At 31.7% G+C, this 12301-nt stretch carries 9 protein-coding genes, 1 rRNA gene and 3 pseudogenes; 10 read left to right on the top strand and 3 right to left on the bottom strand.

Annotation, left to right across the window (positions count from 1 at the left end):
• The first annotated feature begins 8 nt into the window (after positions 1 to 8).
• The 5 genes and pseudogenes from ANHYDRO_RS08465 to ANHYDRO_RS08445 all read left to right on the top strand — a co-directional run bounded on the left by ANHYDRO_RS08465 (position 9) and on the right by ANHYDRO_RS08445 (position 3529).
• Positions 9 to 1013, top strand: a complete 1005-nt coding sequence (locus tag ANHYDRO_RS08465; RefSeq protein WP_004815710.1) for an ABC transporter ATP-binding protein — start codon at positions 9 to 11, stop codon at positions 1011 to 1013.
• Positions 1000 to 2615 (top strand): annotated as a pseudogene (locus ANHYDRO_RS08460) (oligopeptide/dipeptide ABC transporter ATP-binding protein). The gene ANHYDRO_RS08465 and the pseudogene ANHYDRO_RS08460 overlap by 14 nt, the downstream one beginning before the upstream one ends.
• Positions 2612 to 2800, top strand: a complete 189-nt coding sequence (locus ANHYDRO_RS08455; protein WP_004815704.1) for a hypothetical protein — start codon at positions 2612 to 2614, stop codon at positions 2798 to 2800. Before ANHYDRO_RS08460 ends, ANHYDRO_RS08455 begins: the two are co-directional and overlap by 4 nt.
• Before the next feature lie 57 nt (positions 2801 to 2857).
• Positions 2858 to 3103: a glutaredoxin family protein gene (locus ANHYDRO_RS08450; protein WP_004815703.1), complete on the top strand. Its 246-nt coding sequence runs from the start codon at positions 2858 to 2860 to the stop codon at positions 3101 to 3103.
• A gap of 48 nt (positions 3104 to 3151) precedes the next feature.
• On the top strand, positions 3152 to 3529 hold the full coding sequence (locus tag ANHYDRO_RS08445) for a hypothetical protein (protein ID WP_004815700.1): 378 nt from the start codon (positions 3152 to 3154) through the stop codon (positions 3527 to 3529).
• A 632-nt stretch (positions 3530 to 4161) separates the two neighbouring features.
• Here the strand turns inward: ANHYDRO_RS08445 and ANHYDRO_RS08440 are convergent.
• Positions 4162 to 4686 carry a TM2 domain-containing protein gene (locus ANHYDRO_RS08440; RefSeq protein ID WP_004815699.1) on the bottom strand — a complete coding sequence of 175 codons (525 nt, stop codon included), beginning with the start codon at positions 4684 to 4686 and terminating at the stop codon, positions 4162 to 4164.
• Between the two features lie 136 nt (positions 4687 to 4822).
• Here ANHYDRO_RS08440 and ANHYDRO_RS08435 point away from each other — a divergent pair, with 136 nt between their 5' ends.
• Positions 4823 to 5326 (top strand): helix-turn-helix domain-containing protein, encoded by a 504-nt coding sequence (locus ANHYDRO_RS08435; RefSeq protein ID WP_039914505.1) that lies wholly within the window; start codon positions 4823 to 4825, stop codon positions 5324 to 5326.
• A gap of 70 nt (positions 5327 to 5396) precedes the next feature.
• Here the strand turns inward: ANHYDRO_RS08435 and ahpF are convergent, their stop codons facing one another.
• Both ahpF and ahpC read right to left on the bottom strand, forming a co-directional pair.
• On the bottom strand, positions 5397 to 6923 hold the full coding sequence (gene ahpF / locus ANHYDRO_RS08430; RefSeq protein ID WP_004815694.1) for an alkyl hydroperoxide reductase subunit F: 1527 nt from the start codon (positions 6921 to 6923) through the stop codon (positions 5397 to 5399).
• Positions 6923 to 7492 (bottom strand): alkyl hydroperoxide reductase subunit C, encoded by a 570-nt coding sequence (gene ahpC / locus ANHYDRO_RS08425; RefSeq protein WP_004817227.1) that lies wholly within the window; start codon positions 7490 to 7492, stop codon positions 6923 to 6925. Before ahpC ends, ahpF begins: the two co-directional genes overlap by 1 nt.
• Before the next feature lie 333 nt (positions 7493 to 7825).
• Between ahpC and ANHYDRO_RS08420 the strand changes: the two are divergent.
• The 4 genes and pseudogenes from ANHYDRO_RS08420 to ANHYDRO_RS08405 all read left to right on the top strand — a co-directional run.
• A pseudogene (locus ANHYDRO_RS08420) lies at positions 7826 to 8927 on the top strand (glycerate kinase).
• Positions 8928 to 8951: 24 nt separating this feature from the next.
• A complete protein-coding gene (locus ANHYDRO_RS08415) occupies positions 8952 to 9617 on the top strand; it encodes a rhomboid family intramembrane serine protease (RefSeq protein WP_004815685.1) in 666 nt (221 codons plus the stop codon).
• Between the two features lie 14 nt (positions 9618 to 9631).
• Positions 9632 to 11415 (top strand): annotated as a pseudogene (gene pepF / locus ANHYDRO_RS08410) (oligoendopeptidase F).
• Positions 11416 to 11863: 448 nt separating this feature from the next.
• Positions 11864 to 12301, top strand: a 16S ribosomal RNA gene (locus tag ANHYDRO_RS08405); the annotation flags it as partial.

Raw genomic sequence — 12301 nt, 5'->3', positions numbered from 1 at the left:
GTGTAAAAATGAAAAATTTACTTGAAATAAATAAACTCCATACCTACTTTAAAACAAGACGTGGTCTTATAAAGGCTGTAAATGGAGTATCATGCACAATTGAAGAAGGAAAAACTTTGGGCCTTGTTGGAGAAAGTGGTTCTGGAAAAAGTCAAACTGCCATGAGTATCCTTCAACTTTTTGAGCCAAACCAAAAAATTTACGATGGAGAAATTATTTTTGATGGCAAAAAGATTTCTGACTACAAGAGATCTCAAATGGAAAAGATTAGGGGAAATGATATTTCTATGATTTTCCAAGAACCAATGAGCTCTTTAAATCCGGTTTTTACTGTTGAAAAACAAATTTCAGAAGTTTTGATCCTTCACAAAAAAATGAATAAGAAAGAGGCTGCAAAAAGAGTGGAAGAACTACTTGCCCAAGTAAAAATTCCTAATCCTCATGTTGTTGCCAAACAATATCCATTTGAGCTTTCTGGTGGTATGAACCAAAGGGTTATGATAGCCATGGCCCTTGCTTGTGAACCAAAATTACTTATAGCAGATGAGCCAACTACAGCTCTTGATGTTACAATTCAAGCTCAAATTCTAAAGTTGATGAACGAATTAAAGGAAAAGCAAAACACATCAATTTTATTTATAACCCATGATTTGGGAGTTATAAATCAAATGGCAGATGAGGTTGCTGTAATGTATTGTGGACAAATTGTTGAACAATCTCCAGTAGATTATATTTTTAAACACGATATAACAGATTACAACCACCCATATACAGTTGCTCTTTTAAATTCTATCCCTGCAATAACAAGCGATAGAAACGAAAGACTTGATATAATACCAGGATCAGTTCCACATCCACTTAACCTACCTGATGGGTGTAAATTTGCAGATAGGTGTAAGTATGCTAGTGACAAATGTAGGAAAGAAATGCCGGAGCTTGTGGCTGTAAATGAAAATCAAAAAATAAGGTGTCACTTCCCAAATAGAAAGGAGAGAGAAGATGGAGAAAAATAATAAAAAAGTCTTATTTAAAATAAGAAATCTTAAAAAATATTTTCCAATAAAGAAAAATCTATCTTTTCTAGGGGAGCAAATGAATATGTCCATGCTAACGAAAATATTTCAATAGATATATTTGAAGGTGAAACTTTTGGTTTGGTTGGAGAAAGTGGTTGTGGAAAATCCACCTTTGGTAGGACTATTCTTCAAATTTATGAACAAACTGAAGGAACAACCCTATATTATGGAACAACCCTTGACAAACTTGCCCCAGCTTATATGGGAAAGGATATAAAAGACATACCAAAAGTATTTCCTTCATACGATGCTGAGGTGGAAAAACTTCATAAAATTTATGATGATTTAGAAAAAACTGATGATGAAGAAAAAAAAGCTGAATTAAACGAAGCTGCTATGAATCAAAGAAGACTTCTCCAAGAAGAATATGAAAATATGATGAGAATAGCAGGAGGACTTCTTGCTAGTGATAATTTAGAAGAAATTACAAATATTTTAGATGATTATTACAAAAAAATAAAAGAAAGATCAAAAGTTTTACTTCAAATCAAAAAAATAAAAGAAAAAGATCAAGTAAGGATTAGGGATAAAAAAGAATTAAAAAATGCTATCCTAAATGATCCAAAATACAAGGAACTTTTAAGTAAAAAAGAAAAACTTGATAAGGAAGTTTTGGAAAAAGAGCAAAAAATAAAGTCTAAGAAAGATCAGTTAAAATCAAAAGACCTCTTTGAAAAATTTGAAAGTTTTGTAGATGATGGAATAGATTTATCAAGACTTACAAATGAGGAAATGAGAGAGCTTAGAAAAGATCTTCAAATAATTTTCCAAGACCCTTATGGTTCTTTGGATACAAAAATGACAGTTGGAAATATAATTGGAGAAGGTGTCTTGGGCCATGGACTTTTCAAATCAAGAAAAGAAGCTGGCTACAACGAATATATCCAAGATGTAATGAACCAATGTGGACTTGCCCCATATTTCATTCACAGGTACCCTCACCAATTTTCCGGTGGACAAAGGCAAAGAATAGGAATAGCCAGGGCCCTTGCCTTAAACCCAACTTTTATAGTTTGCGATGAGGCAGTATCAGCCCTTGACGTTTCAATTCAATCACAAATTATAAACTTATTGCAAGATTTAAAAACAGACTTAAACCTAACCTATCTTTTCATAACCCATGACCTTTCAGTTGTAAAATATATTTCTGATAGGATTGGGGTAATGTATTTGGGAGTTATGGTTGAGCTTTCTGATTCAGATAGGATTTTCAAAAATCCTCAACACCCTTACACAAAGGCGCTTTTACAAGCAATTCCAAGAACAGATGTTGATAAGGGGCAAGAATTACAAACAATTGATGGAGATATTCCATCAGCTGTAAGGCCACCAAAGGGGTGCCGTTTCCATACAAGATGTAAATATTGCATGGACATTTGCAAACAATTTGAACCAGAATTAAAAGAAGTAGAAGAAGGTCATTTTGTAGCTTGCCACTTGATGGATGTATCAGAAAAAACAAAACAAGAAGCCTTTGAAAAAAACGAAGAAAAGAGACTCAAAGAAGAACACGAATTAGCTAAGGAAGCTAATCTATGAAAAGACCAATAGATCCCTTCAAAAACAAAAGTAAAGAAGAAATCTATGAAAAAGAAGAACTTTTAGAAAAAGACAACTTGGAAAAAGACGATAGACTTGCCATGTTTTTGGCAGCCATGAAAGTTTTTATGCCACCAGTCTTACTAATACTTCTCTTATTTACCTCTTTAATATTTTTCTTTTAAGTTTATAAAATAAATTTAGGGGTAGAAAATAAAAAGAGAGTAAAGAAAGGAAGTATTATGAGTAAATTTGATTTATATTTTAAACCAGAATGTCCATACTGCTTAAAAGTTTTAAACTTCATGCACGAAAATAAAATTTTAGACTTCACATCTTACAATGTAAAAGATGGAAGAAGTGGAAAAGAAAACACCAAAGAATTAATAGAGCTTGGCGGAAAAGATCAAATCCCATTTATGGTATTTGGTGACAAAAAAATGTATGAATCTGATGATATAATCGAATATCTAAAAGAAAATTATTAAAAATATGCCAGTGGGATTATCCTGCTGGCTTTTTATTTGGAGAAAAAAATGAAAAAATTACAATACAAAGATGGAAAAATTTTTGAAAACGAAAGAATGACCTACAAATTAGAAGGTAAGTACAATGTATTACGTCCTAGTGGAAAATTAGTGGCAAGATTTAAAATAAAAAACCTATTTAGTCTAAGAGGAAAAAAACAAGCTGTAATAGGAAACTTAAAAATAGAAAAAATGAAAGACCAACCCATAAGCCAGGCTAAAATTATAAATAGGCAAGTAAGATTAATAGAAAACGGAGAAAACTTATCCCTAATAAAAGAAGACGAATTTCTAGCAAACTTTAACTTTGAAGAAAACACCCTAGAAATATATGAAGATGAGGGCCTAGCTGTGGCAATATTTTTTGCCTTAAAAAAATTAGGGTAAAAATAAGGCCTTAGAAAGAAAATTAATCCAAAAAATACCCCCATCTCGAGCGAATGAAATGAGTGGAGAGATCTCGTAGAAAATAAGTATATAAGAAAAATTAGAAGTAGATAATTCAAAGAAGATAGAAAATTAATTTTTAAAATTAAGAAAGAGATCTCTCGACAGGCTCGAGATGGGTTTTATTTCGTTTTTAAATTAGAATTTATTTATAAATCAAATATCATAAAAAATTTCACCTTATCCTTCTCAGACTTAATAAAAAATAATGAAACAAAAAAATGTAAAAAGACTTTAGCGATAAAATCAATCCAAAAATTCTCCATCTCGACCAGATGATTGTGCCTTGATTTGGCACAATAATCCCTAAAACTAGTGCGAAAGCACGGAAAAATTTGCAAAGCAAATGAGTTTTCATAAGCACGAGAAAATTTGCTTAGCAAACGGGTTTTAGTATGAGTGGAGAGATCTCATGGATTAAGTAAATATAGAGAAACAGTAAAGGAAAAGATTTCTAAACTTAGCTGTTTATTATTATAATTTAACTTTAAAATGAATATATTTTTCCTAACAATCCCGTATCTAAGTAAATTTTAGTTATTCTAAATAAAAAAGAACTCAAAATTGAGTCCTTATACATATATATTACCATTTTCATCAGAAGGCTTTGTAAGGGCTGTTAAAAATTCTACAAAAGAAATTAAGGTAGGAATAAAAGTCCAAGAAAAAAATAAATATAGTATTCCATTGCCGATTTTTCCGGAATAAAATTTGTGTCCACCAAAGCTACCCAAAAAAAATGCCAAAAGAAGATAAGAAAGCTTATTGACCTTCTTTTTATTTTGCATACTAGTATTTATATAGTAATTGTTGGTAACATTGTTCCTGTAATCAATTGTGTTTGTCTCAAAATTGTAATCAGAGGTTTTCTCTTTTTGAAAAAGATTTTCTTCTTTATGTAAGTTATTTTCTTTATTTTCAACAAGTTCGTCCTCTTTTATTTTTTTTACAAAATTTCCCTTTTCATCCTTAAATACCTTAACCCTGTCTCCAATTTGAGGAAGAAAATTTACATCAGATAAGTTAACCCTAACAACAGACCCATCGTCCATACCGACAACTATGCTGTCAATTTCTATTTTAATAATTTCACCCATAATTCCTCCTTATTTTTTATAATTATATCATTATTTGTAAGTGAAAATAAAAGAAATTAAGAAAAATTCCCCAAGTTGCCCTATAGTTGCTAGCTTTTTTAAAAAATTTCCTTACAATAATAAAAAAGGAGGATTTATGATTGGAGAAAAAATTAAAAATAAAAGAAAAGAATTAAACTTAACCCAAGAATATTTGGCAAAAGAATTAAATATTTCAAGACAAGCTGTCTCCAAGTGGGAGAAGGGACTTAGTGAACCTTCTATGGATAATCTTGTGAAATTATCAGAAATTTTTGGAGTTGATATAAAATATTTTAAAAACAAAGATGATAAAGAAAATGAATCTTTTATTTCTAAAATTTTTTGGGATTTTTTATATGCAGCTATAGGCCTTGTTTTTTATTTAATATATTATTTTGGCATAATGGAGGGGGCCTTAAATAAAAACCCCAAACAAATGCCCTTTTTAATACTAACAATTTTTCTAGCTTTTTCGGTAATAGCCTTTCCCCAAGCTATTAAAAATATGGGAGATAGATTAGAGAAAATAGATTATTTTACATTTTCAAAATTAGTCTTGCCAATAATTTTTATAATTTCACCCTTTATTGTTTTTTATTATATTTTTAAAAAAGAATGATGATAATTTTAGGATGTTTATGTAAATTTAAGCAAAAAAATGTGCAGATTTTTATTCTGCACATTACTTTTTATTTTCTTATTAAATAGTTAAAGGCTGATAGGGCTGCTGTTGCTCCTGAGCCTGCTGCTATTATTATTTGTTTATAAAGGGAATTTGTTGCATCGCCTGCTGCAAATATTCCCTCTATATTTGTTGAACCGTCTTTTTCTACTTCGATTTCGCCCCTATCTGTGAGTTTTATTTTTCCTTCCAGCCATTCTGTATTTGGAATTTGACCGATTTGGATGAAAACTCCGGCAAGATCTATTGTTTTTTCTTCTTTTGTATTTCTATCTATATATTCAAGACCTGATAGTTTTTTATCGCCAAGGAGTTTTGTTGTTTGGGCAGAAGTTATAACTTTTACGTTTTTTAAGGATTCTAATTTTTTTTGTAATATTTTATCTGCCTTTAATTCTGGTAAAAATTCGAGAACTGTAACGGTTTTTGCTATTGATGCAAGGTCTATTGCCGCTTCTATTCCTGAATTTCCTCCTCCTACAACTGCTACGTCTTTTCCTTTAAATAGGGGACCGTCGCAGTGGGTACAAAAAGCTACGCCTTTGTTTTTGAATTTTTCTTCTCCATCTATTCCAAGAAGTCTCCATCTTGTTCCTGTTGCAAGAATTATTGTTTTACTATTTATTTTTGCCCCATCTTCTAGGATTAAATTAAATTCATGGTCATTTTTTTCAAAATCGACAGCTTTTACTCCCTCTATTATGTCTACTCCAAGATTTTCCACTTGCTTTTTGACTGATAGCATATATTTAGGCCCCTCTGTTTTCGGTATTCCTGTTATATTTTCTATATCGAGGGTTTCGTTTACTTGTCCACCAAATTCATCTGCTACTATTGCAACTTTTAGTCCTTTTCTTGCTCCATAAATTGCAGCTGTAGCACTACTTGGTCCTGCTCCGACTATCAAGATATCATAATTTTTGAAATTGGATAAATCTTTTTGGACTTTTTCTGCCACAAGATCTAAAAGACTTGCCATAGTTTTTTTGCCCCCGTCAAGAAATTCTCCATTTTCAAAAATTGCTGGCACTGCCATAAGATCTCTTTGTTCACATATATCTTGGTTTATGGAACCTTCAATCATAGTGTGAGAGATATTTTTGTTCAAAACTGCCATAATATTGAAAGCTTGTACAACTTCTGGGCAGTTGTGGCAGGAAAGGGAAACTATTGTTTCAAAATTTCTTTTTTCCTTTATAGATTTTATTCTTTCTTTTTCTTCCTTGGATATTTTTGGTTCGATTCCACCAACTTGTAAAAGTGCAAGAACAAATGATTCAAATTCATGTCCCAAAGGTATTCCTGCAAAAACAATTTGTCCGTGTTCAAATTCTCCATTTAAGCTAAAAGCAGGTGTAAAATCTAATTTTTCTTCTTTTATTTTAATCTTATCAGATAAAGACTTAACATCTTCTATAAAAGATTTTAATTTTTTTGAATTTTCATCTTCATTTAGCGAAAGTCCAATTGTTACATTGGACTTTAGCATTTTAAGATAAGCCTTTAGCTGATCTTTTAATTTACTGTCTAACATTAGATTTTTCCAACAAGGTCAAGACCTGGTGTTAATGTATCATCATCTTCAGAATTCCATTTAGCAGGACATACTTGATCTGGATGTTTTCTTACATATTGACCAGCCTTAACTTTGTATATATTATTTTCTGCTTTTCTTCCTATTCCACCCGCATTTATTTCTAATGTTTGAATGATGTTATCAGGGTCTATTACAAAAGTTGCTCTGTCAGCTTTTCCATCTTCTGTTAAAATATCTAAAGCTTTTGTAAGTTCTTTGTTTGAATCGCCAATCATTTTGTATTGGATTTTTCCAATTGCATCACTTTCATCATGCCAAGCCTTGTGCACAAAATGTGTATCAACGCTTACAGAATAAACTTCAGCACCCATTTCTTTTAATTGCCCATATTTTTCTTGTAAATCCTCAAGCTCTGTAGGACATACGAAAGTAAAGTCTGCTGGATAAAACATTAAAACTTTCCATTCACCCTCAAGGTCCTTATCGCTTATCTTTACAAATTCATTTGTTTTTGGATCGTAAGCATCCAAATTAAATTCAGGTAATCTTTTTCCTATTAATGACATAATATCCTCCATAATTTAAATAATTACTTCATTTTAAATAAAAAAATAAAGTATATGATAATTATACTCATTATAATTTTTGAATCAATATCAATAATTTTTAAAAAATAAAAAAATGCCTTTCCAAATTTTTGGAAAGACATTTTAAAAAGCCACTTATAATTTTTTAAGTGGCTCTTTGATGGGCGAAATCTTTTTAAAGATTTCTATGAGTTAAACAGTAAAAGTTTATTTTCTAAACTTTCCATTTAATTATATCATTGAATTTACAATTGGTAAAGATATTTAATAATTCATCCACATAGTTTGGGTATAATTTAATTGAGGTGAATTATGAATATATTACTAGCTTTAGATTCGATTAAAGACTTTGAAAATTCTATTGAAATTGGAAATTATTTTAAAGAAGAGTTAGAAAAAGATAAAAATAATAAGGCTTCTATTCTTCCCTTTATTGATGGGGGAATGGGAACTGTTGAGATTATGAAAGAAGTAATCGGTGGAGATTTTTCTTATCTTAATGTACATAATCCTATAGGAGAGGCTGCCACTGCCAGATATATTATCAAAAAAAAATTCTTGCATTATGGAGATGGCTCAGGCTTGTGGGCTTAGGCTTATGTATAAGGATAAGCTTAATGTTATGGAATCATCTTCTATTGGTATGGGAGAGATGCTTGTTGATGGATTGAATAACGGCTGTGAGGATTTTTTTATAGGCATTGGAGATACGGCTGTTAATGATATGGGAATGGGCATGCTTTATGCCTTGGGAGTGAGGTTTTTTGATAAAAATCTTAATTCTTTAAACCCTGTTGCTAAAAATATGATCAAGGTTGATTCTATTGATGCCAGTGGACTTGATAAGAGAATTTTGGATACTCATATTGAAATCGCAACTAGCCTTCCCCTTACTCTTTTTCAAAAAAATTCTTTTTTAGATAAGAGGCCTATAAGAAAAGGAGCAAGCGAGGAGGAAATTTTAGAGCTTGAGAAAGCCTGCAAGCATTTTTCTAAAAAAGTGAGTGAGTTTTTAGGGGTTAGCGAAATTGATTTTCCATATCTTGGCGCAGGTGGTGGAGTTTCTTGGGCTATGTATATATTTTTTAAGGCGAAAATTTCTAATTCTATGGAACTTATCTTATCTCTTGTAGATTTTGAAAAGCAGGTTAAGGATAAGGATCTTTTGATTATTACTGAAAATGTTAATGAGTTTAATGGGGAAAATTCTATTAATCTTGCTAGATTTGCCAAAAGATATAAGGATCATATTAAAATAATTTTCTTACAAGATGAAGATTATCCCAAATTGAAGGATAATTCTTATATAGATGAGACCTATAATTTTAAATTAAATCCAATCCTTGAAAGAAGTGACTACGAAAAGGAAATAAGGTCTATGGCAAGGGACTTTATTAGAAAAAAACTTGCTTAAAAATATTTTAAAGAAAGAGGAGTTATGGCTAAGGGAAAAATGACAAGAATTTTGATGGCGATTAATGTCATAGTGTTTATTTTTATGACTGTAACGGGCGGCAGCGAAAATATTGAAAATCTTTTAAGATTTAATGCTATGAGCAAAATCCATGTATACCAAGGAGAGTGGTGGAGATTATTTTGCCCGATTTTTATCCACATTGGAGTTTTTCATCTTTTGATGAATATGTATTTTTTAAATAGTGTTGGAGATACTTTTGAATCCTTGTACGGATCTAAAAATTTCCTAATTATTTACTTACTAACAGGGGTAATGGGAAATTTGTTTACCTATGCCTTTGGAGAAATTACAAGTGTTTCAGCAGGAGCATCCACATCCCTTTATGGTTTGTTTGGCCTTGCTCTAGGAATTATGTTTAACTATAGGGACAATGAATTTCTAAGGCAATTTGGTTCAAGCTTTATAGGAATAGTTGCTATAAATATTATCTATTCCTTTATGGTTCCAGGAATTGGAATAACAGGACATATTGGCGGACTTTTGGGAGGCTTTATTCTTGCAGGATTTTTCCCAATAATGAACATGCCCCTACCAACAAGTACCAAAATTATAGCAATAATTGCCTTTGGCCTAATAGCTATGGGCTTTATATATATAGGAAATAGGTCAGTTGCACAAGTTTTATAAAAAAAGGAGAAAAAATGGACAGAAAAGATATAGACAAGTCCCTAAAATGGGACACAGAAAAAATTTACAAGACAGACGATGATTTCTACAGAGACGTAGAAGAAGTAAAAAATCTAATAGAAAAAACTAAGACATATAAAGGAAGGATTTTAGAATCAGCCGACAGTCTTTACGATTTTTTAAAGACAGATGAAAAATTAGAAAGAAAATTTTCAAAACTTGGCGTATATGCCTCATTAAAATCTGACGAAGATACAAGAGTTGCCAAATACCAAGAAATGACAAAAATTGCAGACAACTTATTTGCAAGCCTTGCCCAAGAACTTTCCTTTATAACACCAGAAATATTGTCAGAAGATTATAAAAAAGTACAAACATATATAGAAGAAAAAGATGAATTAAAAATTTATGAGCATTATTTCGAGGACTTATTTAGAAATAAAGACCACACCTTGGGAGAAAACGAAGAAAAAATTATAGCATCATTTTCAAAACTATCCCAAAATCCACAAAACACCTATATGATTTTTTCAAACGCCGACTTGAAATTTCCAAAGGTAAAAAAGGCGATGAAGAAATTCAAATAACAGACGCAAACTTCACAAACCTAGAACTAGATCCAAATCGTGAATTTAGAAAAGAAGTTTACGAAAAATATTACACAGTCTACAAGCAATTTGAAAATACAGCAGCCTCCCTCCTAGATGGAGAAATGACAGCAAACAACACCATAGCAAAACTCAAAAAATTTGATTCGGCAAGAAAGATGAGTCTATTTGCAAATAATATTGACGAGAAAGTTTATGACAATCTAATAGAAGTAATCCATGACAATATAGAAATTCACAGAGACTATACTAGCCTAAGAAAAAAAGTTTTGGGACTAGATGATTTAGGATTTGAAGATATTTACCTACCTTTAGTAGAAGACTATAACAAAACTTACACATTTGAAGAGGCAAAAGAATTAATCCTAAAAGCCCTAGCCCCACTTGGAGAAGACTATATTAAAAAAGCGAGAGAGGGCTTTGACGATAGGTGGTTTGATGTAATGGAAAATGATGGAAAAAGGTCAGGAGGATATTCATCCGGATCCTACGATACAGAACCATACATTCTATTAAACTACAACGACTCCCTAGACTCACTTTTTACAACAGCTCACGAATTGGGTCATTCTATGCATTCCTACTACACAAGAAAAACCCAACCATATATCTACGGAGATTATTCAATATTTTTGGCAGAAATAGCATCAACAACAAACGAACTTCTATTACTAAACTACATGATAGACCACGCCAAAGACGAAAAAGAAAAAGCCTATCTATTAAACCATTACGTAAACTCATTCAAATCAACAGTCTTTAGACAAACAATGTTTGCAGAATTTGAACTAGAGGCAAATAAGCTAGTAGAAAATTCATTACCAGTAACGGCAGAAAAATTAAACCAAATCTACCACGACCTAAACGTTGACTATTTTGGAGAAGATATAGAAGTAGACAAATATATATCAACAGAATGGGCAAGAATCCCACACTTTTATATGTTCTACTACGTCTTCCAATACGCAACAGGCTTTTCATCAGCAGTAAGCCTATCAGAAAAAATCTTAAAGGGTAATAAAGAAGACTTAGAAAAATATCTTAACTTCCTAAAAGCAGGAAAAAGCAAATACCCACTACAAGTATTAAAAGAGGCAGGAGTAGACATGAGTAAAAAAGACTCACTCCAAAAAGCAATGGATGTATGCAAAGAAAAACTAGAAGAATTAAAAAAATCATTAGAAAAATAAAAAATAAAATAAAAAATTACAAAAAAGAGCCCATCAAGCAAAAAAACAAAGAAGAAAAGCTTGAAATTAAGGGCTCTTCTAAATTTTTTAAAAAATTAAAAAAAATATTTGACAAAGATAAAAAATCCTAGTATTATATAAAGGCACTGTTAAAGAAGCAGTCAGGCGATAAAAAATTAAAAATAAAATTTTTAAAAAACTTGACAAGCTAAAAAATACAGTATATAATGTATATGATATCACTTCAGAGAAAACATCTCGAAAGTAAAGATTTAATAAAAAAATTAAAAAATACTTGACAAGATAAAATGAGCGTGGTATTATATAATAGTCGTTACGAGATAACGACATTGAACCTCAAAAAAATATATAGAAACTACAAGAAAAGTAAAGTGAATTACTTTGAGTAAACCAAAAACGAAAAATAGACAATAGTCAAGATCAAACTTTAATTGAGAGTTTGATCCTGGCTCAGGATAAACGCTGGCGGCGTGCATAACACATGCAAGTCGAACGATGAAACTTAGATGATTTCTTCGGAATGAACTTAAGTGGATTAGTGGCGAACGGGTGAGTAACACGTGAGTAACCTGCCTTACACAAGGGGATAGCCTCTGGAAACGGAGAATAATACCCTATAAAGTCTAATCAGCCCATGCTGGAAAGACCAAAGATTTATCGGTGTAAGATGGACTTGCGTCTGATTAGCTAGTTGGTGAGATAAAAGCTCACCAAGGCGACGATCAGTAGCCGGCTTGAGAGAGTGTACGGCCACATTGGGACTGAGACACGGCCCAAACTCCTACGGGAGGCAGCAGTGGGGAATTTTGCACAATGGGGGAAACCCTGATGCAGCGACGCCGCGTGATTTAGAAGGCCTTCGGGT

The sequence above is a fragment of the Anaerococcus hydrogenalis DSM 7454 genome (genome assembly GCF_000173355.1).
Lineage (GTDB): Bacteria > Bacillota > Clostridia > Tissierellales > Peptoniphilaceae > Anaerococcus > Anaerococcus hydrogenalis.
This window is presented reverse-complemented; position numbering and strand designations above follow the sequence as displayed.

Coding starts and splice junctions, on each gene's coding strand:
- ANHYDRO_RS08445 (WP_004815700.1), top strand. CDS start 3,152: ATGAAAAAATTACAATACAAAGATGGAAAAATTTTTGAAAACGAAAGA.
- ANHYDRO_RS08455 (WP_004815704.1), top strand. CDS start 2,612: ATGAAAAGACCAATAGATCCCTTCAAAAACAAAAGTAAAGAAGAAATC.
- ANHYDRO_RS08435 (WP_039914505.1), top strand. CDS start 4,823: ATGATTGGAGAAAAAATTAAAAATAAAAGAAAAGAATTAAACTTAACC.
- ANHYDRO_RS08465 (WP_004815710.1), top strand. CDS start 9: ATGAAAAATTTACTTGAAATAAATAAACTCCATACCTACTTTAAAACA.
- ANHYDRO_RS08415 (WP_004815685.1), top strand. CDS start 8,952: ATGGCTAAGGGAAAAATGACAAGAATTTTGATGGCGATTAATGTCATA.
- ahpF (WP_004815694.1), bottom strand. CDS start 6,923: ATGTTAGACAGTAAATTAAAAGATCAGCTAAAGGCTTATCTTAAAATG.
- ahpC (WP_004817227.1), bottom strand. CDS start 7,492: ATGTCATTAATAGGAAAAAGATTACCTGAATTTAATTTGGATGCTTAC.
- ANHYDRO_RS08450 (WP_004815703.1), top strand. CDS start 2,858: ATGAGTAAATTTGATTTATATTTTAAACCAGAATGTCCATACTGCTTA.
- ANHYDRO_RS08440 (WP_004815699.1), bottom strand. CDS start 4,686: ATGGGTGAAATTATTAAAATAGAAATTGACAGCATAGTTGTCGGTATG.